Origin of the sequence: Novispirillum itersonii, from assembly GCF_014205675.1 — a bacterium.
Classification (GTDB): domain Bacteria; phylum Pseudomonadota; class Alphaproteobacteria; order Rhodospirillales; family Rhodospirillaceae; genus Novispirillum; species Novispirillum itersonii_A.
This window is the reverse complement of the sequence record NZ_JACIIX010000010.1, coordinates 55,586-74,099: the sequence shown is the minus strand read 5'-3', so window position 1 is coordinate 74,099 and position 18,514 is coordinate 55,586. Positions and strand designations below refer to the sequence as shown.

Annotated in this window: 12 protein-coding genes; 7 read left to right on the top strand and 5 right to left on the bottom strand. The window is 63.6% G+C overall.

The features are described from left to right. Window positions 1–44: 44 nt before the first annotated feature. Window positions 45–1,568 carry a sensor histidine kinase gene (locus FHS48_RS13330; protein ID WP_184264067.1) on the top strand — a complete coding sequence of 508 codons (1,524 nt, stop codon included), beginning with the start codon at window positions 45–47 and terminating at the stop codon, window positions 1,566–1,568. Between the two features lie 53 nt (window positions 1,569–1,621). Then, window positions 1,622–2,029, top strand: a complete 408-nt coding sequence (locus FHS48_RS13325; protein WP_184264066.1) for a hypothetical protein — start codon at window positions 1,622–1,624, stop codon at window positions 2,027–2,029. Between the two features lie 22 nt (window positions 2,030–2,051). On the opposite strand, the gene FHS48_RS13320 is transcribed toward FHS48_RS13325, so the two are convergent. Then, window positions 2,052–3,590 carry a class I SAM-dependent methyltransferase gene (locus FHS48_RS13320; RefSeq protein ID WP_184264065.1) on the bottom strand — a complete coding sequence of 513 codons (1,539 nt, stop codon included), beginning with the start codon at window positions 3,588–3,590 and terminating at the stop codon, window positions 2,052–2,054. A 354-nt stretch (window positions 3,591–3,944) separates the two neighbouring features. On the opposite strand from FHS48_RS13320, the gene FHS48_RS13315 reads away from it, so the two are divergent. The 3 genes from FHS48_RS13315 (at window position 3,945) to FHS48_RS13305 (ending at window position 13,118) form a co-directional block, all read left to right on the top strand. Beyond that, a complete protein-coding gene (locus tag FHS48_RS13315; protein ID WP_184264064.1) occupies window positions 3,945–11,906 on the top strand; it encodes a FecR domain-containing protein in 7,962 nt (2,653 codons plus the stop codon). Between the two features lie 285 nt (window positions 11,907–12,191). Next, entirely contained in the window at window positions 12,192–12,830 is a 639-nt protein-coding gene (locus FHS48_RS13310) for an AAA family ATPase (RefSeq protein WP_184264063.1), read from the top strand. Window positions 12,831–12,857: 27 nt separating this feature from the next. Next, on the top strand, window positions 12,858–13,118 hold the full coding sequence (locus tag FHS48_RS13305; RefSeq protein WP_184264062.1) for a hypothetical protein: 261 nt from the start codon (window positions 12,858–12,860) through the stop codon (window positions 13,116–13,118). A gap of 60 nt (window positions 13,119–13,178) precedes the next feature. Here FHS48_RS13305 and FHS48_RS13300 read toward each other — a convergent pair whose 3' ends face one another. Continuing rightward, the gene (locus FHS48_RS13300; protein ID WP_184264061.1) at window positions 13,179–13,808 is read right to left on the bottom strand and encodes an SDR family NAD(P)-dependent oxidoreductase; all 630 of its coding nucleotides are present in this window, start codon (window positions 13,806–13,808) and stop codon (window positions 13,179–13,181) included. 115 nt (window positions 13,809–13,923) lie between these two features. Between FHS48_RS13300 and soxR the strand changes: the two genes are divergently transcribed. After that, window positions 13,924–14,421: a redox-sensitive transcriptional activator SoxR gene (soxR, locus tag FHS48_RS13295; protein WP_184264060.1), complete on the top strand. Its 498-nt coding sequence runs from the start codon at window positions 13,924–13,926 to the stop codon at window positions 14,419–14,421. 174 nt (window positions 14,422–14,595) lie between these two features. Here soxR and FHS48_RS13290 read toward each other — a convergent pair whose 3' ends face one another. Then, the gene (locus FHS48_RS13290) at window positions 14,596–15,255 is read right to left on the bottom strand and encodes a GntR family transcriptional regulator (RefSeq protein ID WP_184264059.1); all 660 of its coding nucleotides are present in this window, start codon (window positions 15,253–15,255) and stop codon (window positions 14,596–14,598) included. Window positions 15,256–15,635: 380 nt separating this feature from the next. Between FHS48_RS13290 and FHS48_RS13285 the strand changes: the two genes are divergently transcribed. Continuing rightward, window positions 15,636–16,037 carry a hypothetical protein gene (locus FHS48_RS13285; RefSeq protein ID WP_184264058.1) on the top strand — a complete coding sequence of 134 codons (402 nt, stop codon included), beginning with the start codon at window positions 15,636–15,638 and terminating at the stop codon, window positions 16,035–16,037. Between the two features lie 78 nt (window positions 16,038–16,115). Here FHS48_RS13285 and FHS48_RS13280 read toward each other — a convergent pair whose 3' ends face one another. Together FHS48_RS13280 and FHS48_RS13275 are read right to left on the bottom strand one after the other, a co-directional pair. Continuing rightward, a complete protein-coding gene (locus tag FHS48_RS13280) occupies window positions 16,116–16,619 on the bottom strand; it encodes a DUF3124 domain-containing protein (RefSeq protein WP_184264057.1) in 504 nt (167 codons plus the stop codon). Between the two features lie 8 nt (window positions 16,620–16,627). Next, a complete protein-coding gene (locus FHS48_RS13275) occupies window positions 16,628–18,337 on the bottom strand; it encodes a monovalent cation:proton antiporter-2 (CPA2) family protein (protein WP_184264056.1) in 1,710 nt (569 codons plus the stop codon). Between the last annotated feature and the right edge of the window lie 177 nt (window positions 18,338–18,514).

Sequence of the window (18,514 nt, the reverse complement as noted above, 5' to 3'; positions counted from 1 at the left end):
GGCTGTTACACTGACAGCATCATGCCCCCGGCGCGGAGCCCGCCATGCCTCCTCCCCCGCCAGACACCGGTCCCGCCCCCGACAGCGCCCTGCCCCCTGAGGCGGAGCGGATCCTCTCGATCTCCGGCGATGTCTACTTCCGGGGTCTGCCGGATGGCATCCTGACGGATGTCAGCGCCTCGGTTCTTGGCGTGGTCGGGTACCCGCGCGAGGCCCTGATCGGCCAGCCGATCGCCGCCCTCTACGTCAATCCGGACCTGCGCGGGGCGTTTCTGGATACCCTGCGGCGGAATAACGGAGTGATCCGCGATCATCCGATCCAGATCCGCCATGCCAACGGCCGCACGATCTGGATCTCCACCAGCTGCCACCTGCTGTACGATGCCGACGGTACGGAAACCGGAATTGAAGGGGTGGTGCGGGAAATCACCACCCGCCGGGAAACCGAGCTACAGACCCGCCGTCAGGCCAATCTGATCAGCGCCCTGCTCGATGCCTCCCGCGATGCCATCATGCTGATCGACCGGACTGGTCTCCTTCTGGCGGCCAACCGTATTTTTGCCGCCCGCTTTGGCTCGACACCGGAGGCGATCCGGGGCCGCAACCTGTTCAGCATGTTTCCGGCCGATGTTGCCGCCCAGCGGCGGCAGGTGGTGGATCAGGTCATCCGCAGCGGACAGGCCCTGCACACCCGCGATATCCGCCCGCCTCTGGTTCTGGACAACAACATCTATCCGGTTTCCGGCCCCGACGGCACGGTCGAAATGGTGGCGGTCTTTTCCAGCGACGTCACCGAGCAGGTGCGGGCCGAAGACCAGAATCAGAGCTATATCAAAGAAATTGAACGGTCGAATGACGACCTCGCGCAGTTTGCCTATGTTGCCTCCCACGACCTGAGGGAACCTTTGCGGACCCTGATCAGCTATTCCACCCTGCTGGAGCAGCGCCACGCCGCCGCATTGGATGAAGAAGGACAGGAGTTTCTGGGCTATATCCGGACCGCCGCGCGGCGGATGAATGCCCTGATCGAAGATCTTCTGGCCTTTTCACGGGCCGGACAGGACGACTGCCCCGATCAGCCGCTGGACACCGGGACCCTGGTGCAGGCGGTGATTGATGATCTTGCCCTGCTGACGGCAGAAACCGGCGGCCGGATCCATCTGGAAACGCCCCTGCCCGGCATCATGGCCGCCCCGGCCCCGATTGAACGGCTGTTCCTGAATCTGTTCAGCAATGCCCTGAAATATCACCGTCCGGGTTCCGCCCCGGATGTCCGCGCCGGTTTTTCTCCGGAGACCGGCCATTTCTATGTCCGCGATGACGGCATCGGCATCGCCCCGGAACATCACGCCCGGATTTTTCAGCTGTTTCAGCGCCTTGAGAACGCAGACGGCAGCACCGGAACCGGTATCGGTCTCGCGGTCTGCAAAAAGATCGTCGAACGCCTGCACGGAACCCTTCAGGTGATCTCCACCCCCGGACAGGGCGCGACGTTCCTGTTTACCCTGCCGCTCGCCCCGTCACCGTCAGCGGCCCCGTCACCGCCGGACACGTCTCCGCCGTGGTGATGTCTGCCGGGTCCGCCCTCTTCAGGCTTCCCCTCCTTTAACCCGGAGTTCCCATGCGCCGTTTTCTTCCGTCCCTGTCGGTGTTTCTTCCGGTCCTCTGCCTTGCCCTACCGCAGGCACAGGCCGAAACGCCGCTGTCAGGCACCTATACCGTTCAGGGGATCGCCGCCAACGGCTCCGTTTCCTATGCCGGGAAAACCACGGTGATCCAGACCGGCCAGACCTATCGGGTGGAATGGTCCCTCTCCGGCGGGCGGGAACAGTATGTCGGCACCGGCATCCGCAGCGGCGACACCTTCGCCGTGGTGTACACCGCCCCGCAGAATGCCCCCAATGCCGCCGTCAAGGCCCCGGGGCTGGTGGTCTACACCATCCAGCCCAATGGATCCCTGACCGGTTATTACACCACCCACGGCGCCAAGACCGTCAGTGCCGAGGCCTGGAACCCCACCCGGTTCTGACCACCGCCCTTAGTTTAGTCCCTCAGACCACGCCCAGCTGTTGCAGCAGCGGCCGGATCTTGCCCTGGAAATGGGTCAGCCGGTTGCCCAACTCCACCACGGTTTCCTCTTCCGAGGTCAGGGTCTTGCCATCGGTGATCAGCCGCTGGTTCAGCTCCCGCAGACCGGCCATAGCGGTCAGGGTCGGATCCCGGCCCTCCCGCTCGGCGGCCAGAAACAGCTGGTGCACCCGGTCCACCGCCACACCACCGCCACAGACCGGCGAAGCCAGAACGCTGATCGCCGCCGAATGCATCGCCCGGTCCAGCGCAAAGCGGTTAAAGCGCGCCGTCACCATGGCCCGCCCGGCATCCCCCGCCGCAGACCGGCAGGGGGCAACCCAGTTCTGTGAACACAGGATCACCATCGCCTGCAACAGCGCCGAAAACGGCATGGAGGTGATGCCGGCCCGGTCGACCAGATCCCCGAAGGTGGCAGGCCCCTGCGCCAGCTGGTCGAGAATCGGCGCGTAAATCTCCTGCTTCATATCCACCTTCCCGACCGGGAAGGTAATGCTGGTCGGAACCGTATCCCGGGGCACCACCAGCGCAAAGCGGGTGGCCCGCACCTGCCGGATCTGCTCAACCCCTGGCAGCCGGATTGCCCCACGCACATAAAGATCCCGCCGGAACTGCTGGTTGACCAGATAATCCTTCAGGGTTTCCTTCAACGCCGGATCCGTGGTCTGCCGCAGCAGTTCCAGCCCCTTGGCATTAAAATTCACCACATCAACCTGCTCAGACAGGGTGGCGGTGGCGGCAAACGCCAGCTTGGCCTGCGAGAATTCCCGCGCCACATCGGCGTGATACATCGGGACCCAGTCGCGGTTGAAATACTCGTGGGCCAGATAATTCCGCGACATGCCCTGCAGCCGTTCCAGCCGTGGCCCAACCTGCGGATTGGTCCCGAAATATCCTGATCCGCCTTCCTGTACCTTTTTGGCAAAATCGAGCGAGCGGCCGATCCGGGCGGTGATTTCTCCGGCATCCGCCCCGGCGTGCAGGGTCATCAGCTCCCGCAGCGGCATCATCGCCGCCCAGCCCGGCAGGGCATTGTAGCTGACATAGACCACACCGCCCGGCTTCAGGGTCCGGCGGATGAACTCAACAATCGTTCCCCGGTTCTCCGGGCTGATCCACGACAGAATGCCGTGCAGGACGATCATGTCAAACTGCGGCATCCCACCGCCTTCGCTACGGGCCAGCAGCTCGGCAAAGCTGTCGTCATGCAGGGTCAGGTTGGTCACCCCGGAGCGGTCCGCCAGCTCCCGCGCCCCGACGGCATGCGCCGGGTTGAAATCAGTCCCGAGGAAAGTTCCGCCCGGGTTGGCCGCGGCGTGGATCGTCAGGGAGACCCCCTGCCCGAAACCGAGTTCACAGTACGCGAACCCCCCGGCATCCGGATCCGGGGACCGCAGCCCCTTCGCCAGCAGGGCGAATCGCAGATGCGCCGGATTCAGCTCACGATAGTAACCGTGGGTGTAATCAATATCGGATACATATCCCTCGGACCAGTCGGTCATTCCAGTGCGTCCCCCTAACCAGTGCCGCCAGCCGTCCCCCGGTCTGGCCAGTAACCGGCGAAAGGATAGGCGGCGTTACACTTTTTGCGCAAAGGGTTTTCAGGTCCCGACAGCACCGGAAGCACCGGATCGGGATAAATCAACGCTGATTGAGGAGAAAACTGTGACTTTCCGGCCAAAATCCAAGGTGGGTGATTGAGCGCACAGGGGCGGAAGGGTAGAACTGTAGAGTGTCGTAGTCTGGCCTGCTGGAAACCTTAAGACGGGGACAGGCCCCAGGCTGCGGCGGATGAGCACGGATTTATCAGGTTTATCAGGTCTGCTGCACATGAGTGCAGAGGGCGGAGGGGCATCATGCTGAACGGGACCATTACCGGACTGGAATCAAACGGACAGGCTTCCGGCGCGGACCATGCGCCCGCACCGGGCGGTGCGCATCTGGTCCATGCGGACGGATCCGGCAGCGTTACCATTCCCGGCGGGGCCGCCCTGCTGGGCGGGGCCGACTACAGCCGCTCCGGCTCTGATCTGGTGATCAAGGGGCCCCACGGTGAGGAAATCGTCGTCCGCGACTATTTCGCGACCGATCATCCGCCACAGCTGGTTTCCACCAGCGGTGCATCGCTGGATGGGGATGTGGTGGCCCGGCTGGCCGGGCCGCGTGTCTCCGGGCAGTTTGCGCAGGCCGGGGGCAGCCAGACCGATGCCGGAACCGAACTGGTCGGGATCGGCAAGGTCAAGAGCCTGAAGGGTGAGGTCACCGTCAAGCACCCTGACGGCACCACTTCGGTGCTGAAGGAAGGGGATATCGTCTATCAGGATGACGTGATTGAGACCGGTGCCGGATCCTCCGTCGGTCTGGTCCTTGCCGATAAATCGACCTTCTCCCTTGGTGCCAAGGGCCGGATGGTCCTTGACGAAATGATCTACGACCCCAACGCCGGGGACGGAAAGTCTGCCATCGCCGTGCTGTCGGGGACCTTCTCCTTCGTGTCCGGGCAGATCGCCAAGGCCAACCCGGACGGCATGCAGATCAAGACCCCGGTCGCCACCCTCGGCATCCGCGGCACCACCGGCCATGGCTCGGTGGAAGGGGAAAACACCGCCGTCGCCCTTGTTCCTGATGCCGACGGGCAGGTCGGGGAAATCCTGATCAGCAACAGTGCCGGGATCAGCGTGCTGAACCAGCCGTTGACCCTGTCGACCATTACCGGTGCTTTCAGCCCGCCCTCTCCGCCGGTGGTTGTCCCGCCGTCATCGCTGACGTCAATGTTCGGGGATTCCATCTCATCCCTGCCCAACCCGATGACGCTGGCCCCCACTGATCTGCCTCCGGCGGCGACACAGGGGTCGCGCCCGGCTCCGACACCGGAGCAACAGCAACAACAGCAACAGAACCCCGCTCCCGGAGAACAGCCGCAGCAGCAGGGAAACACCGGCCCGACGCCGGAGCAGACCGCAGGTACGGAGTCTCCCCAGACTCCGCCCGTCAGCGTCAACAGCAACTCTTCGCTGTCCTCGACCCTTGATCCGACTGCCAGCATCGACAAGCTGCTGAATACCGCCATCGGATCGAAAGACCCGATCGTCAATCCGGCACAGGGGGATACCAAGACCGTCTCGGGGGCCACCGGATCAGACAACGCGAACACGTCCGGGCCGAACACCGGCACCGGCACCGGAACCGGCACGGGAAGCGGCACCGGCCCCACCGGGGTAACCACACCGACCCCGCCGTCGTCACAGCAGAATGATCTGCCGATCACCCCGACGACGCCGACAACCCCAACCACTCCGACCACACCCACAACCCCGACCACGCCCACCAATCCGACCACACCGACGGATCCCACAACCCCGACCAACCCGACGAACCCAACCACCCCCACAGATCCGACAACCCCCACAGATCCGACCACGCCCACAGATCCGACGACACCCACCAATCCGACCACCCCGACCGACCCCGGAACCCCGAGCAATCCAAGCAATCCAAGCAATCCAAGCAATCCAAGCAATCCGGGGGGATCGGGTGGATCCGGAGGGGGAACAACGACTCCGCCGACCCCGACACAGCGGAGCGGTACGCTGGTTGACCCCTATGTCAGCGGGGCGACCGTCTGGCTGGACAGTGATAATGACGGGGTGAGGGACGCCGGAGAAATTACGGCGGGGACCAGTGCTTCCGGCACCTTCGTGCTGAACGACTCCAACGGCGGATCGCTGTCCGGCGTCCTGCGGGCCACCGGCGGTACGGACGGTGCCACCGGGGCCGCCATTACCTGGGTGATGTCGGCCCCCACCGGTTCCACGGTCATCACCCCGCTGACAACGCTGGTGCAAAGTCTGGTGCAGTCCGGAAAGTCGCAGTCGGAGGCTCTGTCCACCGTTCAGACCGTCCTCGGGCTGTCGGGGTCAACCAACATCCTGACCATGGATCCGCTGTCGGCCCTGTATAGCAACGGGGCCGATACACAGGCGGCCGCAGTTCTGCGCGCCGGGATGGCGGTGTCCAACCTGATGGCGGTCGGCGTTGCGACGCTGACAACGATGGGAGTCAGCGCCGCTGCCGCCCAGACCGCCATGCTGAACAGCCTGAGCAGTTTCGTCAGCGCCGGGGGGGCCTCAGCGCTTTCCACCGGTCTCGGCGACACCTCCACCCTGACTTATCTGTTCGGTGAGGCCGCCACGGCAACCAGCATCACCATGGACACCACCTTCAAGGATCAGCTGGCACAGGCTCTGGGGTCCATCAACAGCTTTGCCCTCAATACCGCCAATTCGCTGGAAGATGCCGCCCGGGCAGCGGCGCTGGCCCAGCGCACCATGACCGATGAGATCAAGACCCTTGGGACAACCCCGACCGATCTCAGCACGGTTGCCAATTACACCAGCGGCCTTACCTCCTCGCTGACCACCGTCAACATCGGTCAGATGACCCCGAGTCTGGGCGGAACCGAAGGCGATGACACCTTCAACCTCACCACTCCCCTGGGCGGGGTCGCCTACTTCGGCAAGGGCGGTAACGACACCATCTATGGCACCGTCAACAACGACCGCCTGCACGGCGATGACGGCAACGACATCCTCTACGCCGGGGACGGGGACGATACGCTGCACGGCGGTGCCGGGAATGACACCCTCCACGGTGGCGCTGGCAACAACACCTTCTACGGCGAGGGCGGGAACGACACCATTTATGCCGAGGGCACCAAGGACACCGTCATCTTCGACGGCACCTCCTACGGCAACGATGTGATCAACGCCGAGGACAACGGCACGCTGTACCTGCGCTATACCTCTGAGGGCCCCGGTCTCGACGATATCGCCGTCGAACCGGACGGGGCGCTGCGCCTGAGCTATAAGGACGGCTCATACACAAGGATCGAGGGGCTGACCGCCCTGTCACAGATCGGCAGCATCTACGACGGCCACACCAACAAAACTCTGACCATTGGCATTGACGACACGACGGACATTTACGTCGGATCCGATGCGGATGACATTATGTACGTCAGCAACGCCAACCGCATGGTCTTCGGCGGGTATGGCAACGATGAAATCAACGGCAGCAGCAGCAGCGACGAGCTGTTCGGCGGCTCCGGAAATGACATCCTGAACGGCTATCAGGGGAACGACACGCTCCGCGGCGGGCTCGGTGACGACACCCTGTATGGCGGGGAAGGCAACGATACCCTCTACGGCGGCGACGGCAACGACACCTTCAAGATTTCCACCGGCCATGATGTCGTGCAGGATTTCGTCCGGGGTCAGGACAAGATTGATCTCCGTGACTACGCGTCCCTGTTCCTCGGGGAAGGGAAGGGAACCCCGATCAGCAGCTTCGACGCTCTGAAATCCCTGCTGTCGCAGACGGCGGATGGCGACACCCTGATCACCCTGACTGCGGACACCGGTGACGTCAGCACCATGACGATCAAGGGTGTCACCCCGGATGTCCTGACCGTGGATGACTTCCGGATCGCCGCTCCGCCGATTCCCCTTCAGGCCGGCGTTCAGTATTCCAATGTCGCCGCCACCGGGCTGGCAATCAGCTATGGCACGGAAGTGACAGTCTCCCTGACCGGAGACCTTGATGCCTTCTCCCTGGACCTCAACGTCGGCGACAGCGGTGCCACGGCCCAGTTCCTGACCTCCAAATCCCTGAAAATCACCGGCACCACCGCACAGATCAACGCCGCACTGGCCCAGACGGAAAAAACCGGTCTGGTCATCCGCGGCCTGAGCGGCACCAGCGGCACGCTCCAGCTGGCGGTGACCGGTGGCGAGACCTCTGAAGGTGTCCTGAACGTCGTCGCCGAGGACATAATTGATTTCAATGGCACGTCTCTCCTGATGGAAGACACCGGAGCCTGGAGTAAGATCCCGACGGCTCTTACCCGCGGTCGCATCGTCAATCACTCCGGCACCGTCAGTTCCGGTGTCACCCTGACACTGGACAGTTTTGAGACCAGCGCCGGAAACGGTGTCAGCCTACAGGGAACACTGATTACGCATGGCGACAATACGGTCGGAGCCCATACAACCCTTGCCATCTACGGCGGAGGGGCCCTGTGGGGGTATGGTACAACCACCATTGAAGGAGTTCTGCGCCTCTACAGCACGATTGATGCCAGCGGAAACGCTGCCAACGACAAACTGGGGGCCATCCTCGGTGTCAGCAACACCGTCGTGATGGAAGGCAATGACTTCAGCATTGCCAACAAGTTCATCCTACAGGGGCGACTGGTGCTTGCCAGCAGTCTGGATCTTGATTTCAGCGGAAAGACCCTGACCGGCGGCGGCGTCCTTGAACTGGATGACACAATGGTTGAGGTGTCCGTCGACACCGCCAATGCCTCGTTTGACGGAACCCTGGACGTCGGGGCCGGAACATTCTCCATCAATGGCGGCCAGACCTTCTCCGCCGGATCCGTCGAACTGCACCGCAGCCGGTCCATGCCCGGCCGGATTGAGGTGCATGGCGGCGGCACCCTGAACGTGACGGAAGGCGAGCTGCGGAACTCCGGATATCTCCGCACCGTCGGCAACGGCACCGCAACCATCGATGCCCAGAACGGCTACAATGATTACTGGCAGAGCCTGCTGGAGGCCGGGGCCACCAATACAGTCCTCGACGTCGGTACCAAATCCCTTGAAACCAGCGGGATCATCGGCATCAATTCCTCCAGCACCCTGACCCTGAAAGGCAACAGCTTCTCCCTGTTCCAGGGGGACAGCGAAATCCCCGGCGGCCGCCTGATCGGCAGCGGAACCCTGGACGGCAGTGCGCTGAATTCCTTTGTCCTGTCCGGCACCATCCGCCCCGGCGACTACGTCAATACCGAAGCCTTCCCCAGCATCGTCCATCAGACCGGCACCCTTGGCCTGAAAGGGGACGCCTGGTTCACCGAAGACACGCTGGTCGAGGTCCAGGCTGGCAGCAGCAGCTCCGACGCCCTGACCTTTGACGGCGGCCTGCATCTGGCCGGAACCCTGCGGATGACCCTGACCGGGACCCCGCTGTCTCCGATCACCTTCATTTCCGCCACCGCAGGCGGTCTGGACGATGCCCTGCATGGTACGTTCAACCTGCTCGACTTCCGGGGAATCAACAGCGGCCTGCTGATTGATCCCGCCTATAACACCACCACCAAAACCCTGACCCTGACCACCATCACCACCGGTATCAGCAACACCACCAGCGGCATCGGGGTTCCGGACTACGTCTGGAATGACGACAACAGCGGCGACTTCACCATTTCCGGGGCCGATGTGGTGTATGGCAACGGCGGGAACGATATCTTCCGGATCTCCTCCTCTGACACCTCCTTCCATCTGCTGGACGGCGGCGACGGGGCCGATACCCTGAAGATCGCCGGGGGCGGCACCACCTTTGACCTGTCAAACCTGATCGGCCGCGTTCAGGCGATGGACATCGTCGATATTTCCGATGTCAACGCCGGAAAGCTGACCATCCTTGACGCCGCCACCGTCCGCTCCTTCAACGCCGGGGTCGATATCACCGGTCCGACCCCGGTGCACTCCAGTGCCAACGCCATTTCCGGGGACCACGACGCCCTGTTCATCACCGGCGATGCCAACGATACCCTGCACCTGAAGGATCCCGGATCCTGGGTCAGCCTTGGCAAACTGGCCTATACCATCGATGGGGTCACCCAGCTGTACCGGCACTATACCGCCGACAACGGCCAGACCCACCTGTACGTTGATGCGGACGTGACGGTCGATAATCTGACCCCCAATGACCCGACCTATTCCGTCACCCTGCCGTCGGCGTTGACAATGGTGACGGACGGGGAAGCCCTGCTGTCGGTGGACACCTCCGGACTGGCCTCCCTGCCCGCCGACCAGCGGCTGAAGGTCCGGCTGTCGGTTTCTGCCGGGTCTCTCAGTTTCTCAGATGATCAGCAGCTGGCCCGGGAAGCGACAGCAGGCTACGATGTGGTGCTGTTTAATAAAACCGCCGCGCAGATCGCCGATATTCTCGACAGCCTGAACTATGTTGCCTCCGGGTCGGAAACCAACCGCTCGATCATCCTCACGCTGACCGACAGCGACGGGGTCAGCACTGCCAGCTACACCACCATCACCACCAATACCTCGACCACGCAGGTCTGGGTCGGGCTTGGGGACGGCGAAACCCTGAACTCGCCCGCAAACTGGGGCGTGGGTTCGCTCAGCCCCTATGACCGCCTGCAAATCGATCAGGGGGCCGGTGACCAGATCCTGTACAGCGGGCAGTCAATGACCGCTGACTCCCTGGTTGTGAACGGCACCGGCGACGCCAGCAATCCGCTGCTGTCGATTCAGGGGCATCTCACCGTCAACGGCTCCGGCACGTCCTCTGCCTTCAAGGGGGAAGATCTGGCCCTGACAGGCGGAGAACTGACCGTCAACGGCAATGGCACCCACGCCTTCACCGTCTTCACCAATTCCAGCGTCCAGAACGGAACCGGCACCCTTTCCGGAACCGGCCACATGCTGATTGCCGGGGCTCTGACCCTGTCTAACGCGACCCTGAACAGCTCCCTTTCCACCCTTGAGGCCAGCAACACGGGGGGGGACATCTATCTCACCGACAGCACGCTGAACCTCAGCGGTGTCGCCAGCCTCGACATCACCGGAAACAGCGGGAATGACACACTCGACGGCACCCTGACGGTGTCCGGCACTTCCATCCTGAATCTTAGCAGCAATGCCTCGGTGGATATCAGCGGCAAGCTGATCCTGACCGCAGGCAGCACGCTGAACGTCAGCGGTGCCGGTCTTCTGGAATTCTCTGCTCCCAGCGAAAGCGGCCACGCTGACATCGTGCTGCGCAGCGGGGCAATCCTGAATGCCACCCCGTATAACAGCGATCACGGCGGGGCGGCACTGGCGATCAACCATGCCAACCTGTCCATCGGCCCCAATTCTTCGGACACCGCCACACTGGCCGGGAACTTTGAGTTCGGGGGCGATACGGAGCTGAAAATCCGTGTCGAGCATGACGGCTCCACAACGGCCAACAGTTACATCATCAACGGCGATGCCGGCTTCAAGCAGGCCGATGTGCAGTTGCAGCTCGGCTCCTATCTTGGGGATAGCGACTTCACCGCGCTTGACCTCAGCGGGACCATGACCTCGCTGTGGAAGGACATTCACTACTCCAATGTTTCCGACACCCAGATTTTCCGGCCGTATCTGAACGGAAACGACCTGAAGGTGGAAATCATCACCAACGGGATCTCCACAACCAGCCAGGAGGTCCTAAATGATCCCAATGCCAACTATGTCTACGCCGAAACCGGCGCCGACGTGTTCTACGTCAAGGGGGCAGATGTGATCTTCGCCAATGACGGGGATGACCGGGTGTACATCCAGGACCAGAACGGCTCCAACGGACCGGCGTTTGCCTTCCTCGACGGCGGCAGCGGCACCAACACCCTGTCGCTTCAGGTCGATGGTGGCCAGCACAACCTCAACGCCTATGCGCCCTGGGTGCAGAATTTTGACGTGGTCGCGATGGATAAGAGCGGCAGCGCCGAGCAGGTGTACATCGGGGCTGACGCGGTTCAGTCCATCCTTGGCGACAAGGAGACCGCCGATGGTGCCCCGACAGCGCATGCCCTGATCATCAACGGGGGTGCCGAAGACATCGTCAACCTGACCAGTGCGACCGGCAACGACTGGACCTCCGGCGCTGCCTATCTGTCCGGTTACACCGGATACACCAGCACCGACAGTGCCGGGCGGGAAGTCCACCTGTACATACAGGACGGCGTTGTGGTCCAGCAGATGATGTCCGCCTGAGGTTCACAGGATGGTCCACTGACAAACCGCCGGAGGTCTCCTCCGGCGGTTTTTTCATGTCGGACCGCAAGGCGGAGATCCCGGCCACACATATTGTGTGGCAGGATAGCGATATGATATCTTTGTGGATCAATTGTATTTCAAAGTGATATCATCCCGATATCATTCAGCGTGTTTTCTGCGGCACATCCGTCTCCGCCTGTGCTGAAACCGCACCTGAGGTTACCCCTCCCTGCCGGTCCCGCTTCCGGGACAACGGTGGCATCTCTGAGGACCGCTGCACCGATGATCCTTGCTGTTGCCCAGACCAAGGGCGGAGTCGGTAAAACCACTCTCGCCGTCAATATCGCCATCGAGCGCCTGCGCCTCGGCCATGACGTGCTGCTGGTGGATGCCGATGATCAGCGCACCGCCTCTGACTTCACCGCCCTGCGGCAGGATCTGACCGGCAGCACCGGCTATACCGCCATCGAACTCTCCGGGGCCGCCGTGCGGGCGCAGGTGCTGAAGCTCGCCCCGAAATATGACGACGTGGTGATTGATGTCGGCGGCCGCGATACCGCCTCGCTGCGCGCCGCCCTGACCGTGGCCGATGTGGTTCTGGCCCCGTTTATGCCCCGGACCTTTGATGTCTGGACATTGGGAAAGATGGCCGAGCTGGTGGCCGAAGCCCGGATCTATAACGAAGGCCTGCGCGCCTATGCGGTCCTGAACCTGTGTGATCCGATGGGGGGCGACAATATGGCCGCCGCCGAGGCCCTGAAAGGCAATCCGGAGATCCTGTACCTGAATGCCCCGGTCGGACGGCGCAAGGCCTTCCCCAACGCCGCCGCTGTCGGAAAAGGCGTGGTCGAGATGGAGCGACGCGATTCCAAGGCCTGCGGCGAACTGTCCTACCTTGTTGCCAAGGCATTTACAGCGTAAAGACAATCTCTGCACAGGAGATATACAATGGCTATCGCCCCGAAACCCCAACGCAAAGCAGCCGCCGATATTGATGCCTTCATCGGCGGTGCCGCCGCCACTCCGGCAGAGGTCCCTGCCCCGGCCACCGCGACCGGCAGCGCCAAGGGCCGCAAGGTGCCGGTGATGCTGCGGCTGGATGAAGATCTTCTGGCGCGGATCGACACTGCCTCCCGCCACAGTTACCAGAGCCGGACGGCGTGGATTGCCGGAACGCTGGCAAAAATCCTGAAAGAAGAAGGTTTCTGAGGTCTCCCCCGGCCCGGTCCGGCCCCCTTTCAGGGCCCCTCCGTCAGGTCGCGCTGGCCCTTACCATGGCAGTTCCCCCAGATCATCGGTCAGGCTGCCGCTGGGGCCGTCTTCGTCCAGCATTGCCATATGGATCGCGGCCTGCACCCCCTCTTCCGGGCAGACGGCATTCACCTTGATGCCCTGCTCTCTCAAGGCCTGCGCATAATGCCGGGTCAGGCCATTCAGGGCCGCGGCAACGGTTCTGATCCCCGGGTCGGGTGCTTTTTCCGCGACAAGAGGCTGAGCGCAGCCCGCGCGGGAGGTCAGAATCACCATCCTTCCCTGACCGGACGCTGCCAGCAGCGGGATCAGCGCCTCGGTCAGCACAACCACTTCAGCTCTCAGGCGGTCCCGGTCGCCCTGTCCCGGCACAAGTCCCAGCGGCAATGCCTGATGAATCAGGCCATCAAGGGGACCATGAATGTCCCGGATCCAATCCGCCAGCGCCTGCACGCTATCTGGCCGGGCAAGATCCAGCCGGAATGGACGGACCTCCCCCGGTGCCACAGGGTCATGTCTCCCAGACGGCCTATCCCCGGCAAGCAGAACGGCGACACCACGGTGGGCCAACCCGGCGGCAATCGCCTGCCCGATGGCAGTACCGGCCCCATTGACCAGAGCAAGACGCCGGGATTGGATCACAGCCATCAGTCCTTGTCCCTCTTCCCTGCACAGGCCCGGTCCAGCCGGGGACCGGGCTTGCGCTGACAAACAGACCGTTGGTATAGAACCTCAAGTATGGTTAAGGTCAAGCGAGGATCTGATGACAGCCGGCCACCGCCCCCTGCCACTGTTGTTGACCATTGGCGACGTCTCACGCCGCAGTGGCCTCGCCATCTCCACCCTGCATTTTTATGAATCCAAAGGGCTGATTGCCGCTCACCGCAGCCCCGGGAACCAGCGCCGTTACACCCGGGATATCCTGCGCCGGGTGTCAATCATTCGCGTTGCCCAACGCCTCGGGCTTCCGCTGGCAGAAATTTCTGCCCTGCTGGCTCCGTTTCCACCCGGTCAACCGCTGACGACGGCTGATATCCAGACTATGGCCTCCGGCTGGCGCGAGGCTCTGCAACGCCGGATCGATGGCCTGACCCGGCTGCGGGATCATCTGGATGGCTGTATCGGCTGCGGCTGCCTGTCGATGGAAGACTGCCCTCTGCGCAACCCGGGCGACCATCTGGGGGCAGAAGGGCAAGGCCCGCGCCTGCTGGAAGGCCCCGACCCTCTGGAAGGAACACAAACAGGCGGGACAGCCGTATAGAAGCCTGCCGGTGTCCAGAGAAGGCCGGTTTCCCAGACAGAGGGGGGCTTTGCCCCGGTTATACCGTCCCGACATGACCTGACCCGTCGGATCAGGTCATGTCGGGACCGTGACGCTGAGACGCCGCACGGGCTTGTCGGCCCCCAACGGATCAGTTCAAAGGGCAGCCGCCGCTTATTCCTTTCCGGCGTGCTGACGCAGGAAATCCCGCAGTGCCTGCCCGGCCTCGCGGATATGCACGGCCAGATGGGCCGCCGCCTGTTCAGCCTTGCCGCTGCTGCACAGGTCCAGCAGGGCCCGGTGCTCGGTCTGGGCCTTGACCACGCCATCAGTATAATGCAGCTGCATGCGGGTATAGCGGTCGATCTTGCGCTGAAGGCCGTTGACCACCGCCCAGGTCTGCGGCCGCCCGGCTGCCCCGCACAGAATCCCGTGAAACCGCCAGTTCAGGTCCCCCCAGCTGCCGACATCGCCCGCCGCCAGCGCCGCATCGTATTCGGTCAGCACGGCGTCCGCCGCCGCAAAATCCGCCGCCGTCAGGTTCGGCAGCGACAACACCAGCAGGTGCGGTTCAAGGATCGACCGGATCTCGAAAATCTCATCAATATCGCTGAGGGACAGCGACGCCACGATCGAACTGCGGTGGGCATGGCTGACGATCAGCCCTTCCGCCTCCAGCTGGCGCAGGGCTTCCCGCACCGGGATGCGGCTGACATCATACTGCCGGGCAATCGCATCCTGCCGCAGCTGGGTGCCTTCGGGGATTTCCCCGCTCAGGATGGCCTTCCGCAGCAGATCGGTCAGGCCTTCAGTCATGGTCTGGCGCTTAAGCATAGAAGTCAGAATATCACCTGCGGAATCATGGGCCGCTCCCCGTCCGGCCCGTGACCGGTGAGGGACCTCTGCTATGGTACAGAAGTGCGGATCCTTATACCAGACAGAGCACGGCTGTCTGCCCCCCGGTTTCAGGCCGCAGGCAGTTTCCCGCCCCGCCCCGGCAAGACCTGCGCCCCCTCCGGCCCCGGTCCGGCATATTTTGCCGCCCCGGAGCGGCAGCGGCCTCCCTCCCCGGCCCCGGAAGCAGCCGGGGCAGATCCCCTATCCTGTTCTTCCAACGCAGGAAACCGCAACAGAAAGCGTTAATCTTTTCATGGCATGGTTCGTGCTTGCCTGATCTGCCAGTTTTGGCCCTGCTTTTCCCGGGGAACAGTCTCATGACCTTCACTGACGCCATCGACCTCAAGGCCGCCCACACCGGCAGCGGCGGTGTGTCCTCGCAGCGCCGCGACCGGATCATGACCCGGACCATGTACGCCCGGCATCTGGAAACCTTCGCCGACGACGCCCTGAAGCAGCAGATGGCCCGGACCTGCGGCCCGCTGGTTCAGCCGGAGATTGAGGCTCTGGCCGCCCGGCTGGCCAACCTGAAGACCCGCTATTACTCCGCCCTGCTGGAAGTCGGCAAGAACCGGGGCCTGCCGCAGCCGGAACAGTTCCGCGAGCTTCAGGCCCTGCGGGCCTACTGCGAGGAACTGGAAGCCGGTTTCATCGCCCTGACCCGCGAGATCGAACAGGGCGCGATCCCGGTCGAAGGCGTGACCGATCCGGTCTACTGATATCCATCCAATATCAAAATGATATACAGCCGCTATCCATTGGATGGCGGCTGTCTGCTTTTTATCAGCCTTTTGATATCATGGGGCCTTCCCGTCCGGCGCGATCACCTCGCCCCGGCTGACGAAGGAAATCGACCGCGTGCCGAACAGGTCGGTATGCAACGCCTCCACCAGCAGCGGGCTGGCCGCCCCCTCCGCCTCCCACGTCACCACCAGACTGCCGCCGCTGCCCCCGGCGGTATCGCGGTTCTCAATAAAGGTCGCCATTGAGGCCAGCGGGGCCAGCGTCTTCGGTTCGGTCACGTACTCCCGCAGCAGGGTCCCTGCACCGTCATAATACCGCGCCGCCGTGATCCGCACCGGCAGGCGGGGATCGGTATTGCGCAGGGACACCATCACCGACAGCAGCCACTCCCCCGGATTGCCGCTGCGGTCCTGATTGCCGTGCAGCACGCTGGAATAGACCGGAACGTACAGGGTCTGGCCCCGGCTCCGCCCCGCCGGATCCGCCGCCACCGCGCCCGGTGCCACCGCCATCCCGGCCAGCAGCAGCGCCAGCAGCCCTGCCCGCATCCGTTTCATGCCCCGCATCATCGGTGTCCTGCTCCGTCGTTCCCGCTTTCCAGTGTGCCATAACCGCTGCTGCGGTGTCCTGCCAGACAGCGTTCGATAATGTCATCGGCAATCCCCATCGACCGCAGCGCCAGCCCGGCCATCTGGAAACTGACCTCAATCGCCTCCGGCACCACCTGCGCCGCCCCGGCGGTGCGCAGAACTCCCTGCTGGCGCAGATCATGGGCCCGGGCGATGATCGGCAGGCCCGGCGCATGGTCATGCACCGCCCCCACCGCCCGCTCCGCCCCCCGGGCATTGTTGACGGTGACAATCACCGCCCGCGCCCGGTCAATGCCGATGGAGCGCAGCACCCCGGCCTGACTGACATCGCCATAGAACACCGGCAGGCCTTCCGCCCGCGCCTGCGCCACCCGCTCGGCATCCAGATCCAGCGCCACGTAGGGGACGCCGTGTTCCTGCAACAGCCCGGCAATGGTGCGCCCGACCCGGCCATATCCGGCAATGATCACATGCTGCTGCACCTCTTCGGTGCCGGTCGGCACCAGATCCAGCCCCATCCGCCGCTTCAGCTTCTTCGACCAGCGCCGCCCGGTGGAGGACAGCAGCGGCGTCAGGATCATCGACAGGGCGACGGTGGCGGTCAGGGTCTGGGTGGTGGTGTGGTCCAGCACCCCCAGCGCCCCCGCCTTACCGAACACCACAAAGGCAAACTCCCCGCCCTGTGCCAGCAGCAGGCCGACCCGCAGCACCGTGGCCCAGTCCACCCGCAGCAGCCGGGCCAGCCCGGTCAGCACCAGCGCCTTGACCGCCAGCAGCCCCAGCGTCACCGCCAGCACCAGCAGCAGGTTTTGCGCCACAAACGGCAGATCGACGCTCATCCCCACCGTCATGAAGAACAGCCCGAGCAGCAGCCCCCGGAAGGGGTCAATATCGGCTTCCACCTGATGGCGGTACGGGCTGTCGGCCAGCAGCAGACCGGCAAGAAACGCCCCCAGCGCCATCGACATCCCGGCCATTTCCGTCACCCACGCCACCGTCAACACCAGCAGCAGGTTGGCGGCGGTAAACACCTCCGATGTCCGGCGGGCGGCGATAAAGCCGTACAGCGGGCGCACCACATAGCGGCCCAGCACAAAGATCAGCGCCATGGCGACACAGGCCTTGGCCAGCGCCAGCCCCAGTGCGGTGCCGATATCATGGCCGGTCCCGGCCAGCAGCGGCAGCAGCGCCAGCACCGGCACCACCGCCAGATCCTGAAAGATCAGCACGGCGATGCTGACCCGGCCGGTCTGGGTCACCGCCTCGTTGCGTTCCACCAGAATGGCCAGCACGGTGGCAGTGGAGGAAAAGGCCAGCGTCACCCCGACCAGCACCGCCGCCTTCGGCGACAGGCCAAGGGCGAAGGCCAGCCCGCCCAGCACCGTCGCCGTCACCAGCACCTGCAATGCCCCCAGCCCGAAGATATAGCGCCGCATGGTGCGCAGCCGCGACAGCGGCAGCTCCAGCCCGATGGCAAACAGCAGGAACACCACCCCGAACTCGGCCAGCGGCAGGGTCGATTCCACATCGATCACCACCCCCGGCGTATACGGCCCCAGCGCCGCCCCGGCCGCCAGATAGCCCAGAACCGACGGCACCCCGAACCGTTGCAGCACCGGCACCGCCACCACCGCCGCCAGAAGCAGCCACAGAATGTCATAAAGAGTGGAGTGAAACTCCGCCATGCCTGCCTCAAAGGTTTCCGGTTACCGCGTCTTTCGGGGTATATCGGCCCCACCGGGCCGCTTCAAGAGACGATACTGTCAAACTCTCGCGAAAACAGCGGATACCCGTGATCCGGGTCCGGTTTTTCTGCGTAAGATTAGAAAAGCTTCCAATCGACCGCAGCCCGGACGTCCGTC

Bases quoted from the DNA above. Each gene is read 5' to 3' on its own strand.
- FHS48_RS13325 (WP_184264066.1), top strand. From the start codon at position 1,622: ATGCGCCGTTTTCTTCCGTCCCTGTCGGTGTTTCTTCCGGTCCTCTGC.
- FHS48_RS13320 (WP_184264065.1), bottom strand. From the start codon at position 3,590: ATGACCGACTGGTCCGAGGGATATGTATCCGATATTGATTACACCCAC.
- FHS48_RS13290 (WP_184264059.1), bottom strand. From the start codon at position 15,255: ATGCTTAAGCGCCAGACCATGACTGAAGGCCTGACCGATCTGCTGCGG.
- FHS48_RS13315 (WP_184264064.1), top strand. From the start codon at position 3,945: ATGCTGAACGGGACCATTACCGGACTGGAATCAAACGGACAGGCTTCC.
- soxR (WP_184264060.1), top strand. From the start codon at position 13,924: ATGACAGCCGGCCACCGCCCCCTGCCACTGTTGTTGACCATTGGCGAC.
- FHS48_RS13300 (WP_184264061.1), bottom strand. From the start codon at position 13,808: ATGGCTGTGATCCAATCCCGGCGTCTTGCTCTGGTCAATGGGGCCGGT.
- FHS48_RS13330 (WP_184264067.1), top strand. From the start codon at position 45: ATGCCTCCTCCCCCGCCAGACACCGGTCCCGCCCCCGACAGCGCCCTG.
- FHS48_RS13305 (WP_184264062.1), top strand. From the start codon at position 12,858: ATGGCTATCGCCCCGAAACCCCAACGCAAAGCAGCCGCCGATATTGAT.
- FHS48_RS13310 (WP_184264063.1), top strand. From the start codon at position 12,192: ATGATCCTTGCTGTTGCCCAGACCAAGGGCGGAGTCGGTAAAACCACT.
- FHS48_RS13275 (WP_184264056.1), bottom strand. From the start codon at position 18,337: ATGGCGGAGTTTCACTCCACTCTTTATGACATTCTGTGGCTGCTTCTG.
- FHS48_RS13285 (WP_184264058.1), top strand. From the start codon at position 15,636: ATGACCTTCACTGACGCCATCGACCTCAAGGCCGCCCACACCGGCAGC.
- FHS48_RS13280 (WP_184264057.1), bottom strand. From the start codon at position 16,619: ATGAAACGGATGCGGGCAGGGCTGCTGGCGCTGCTGCTGGCCGGGATG.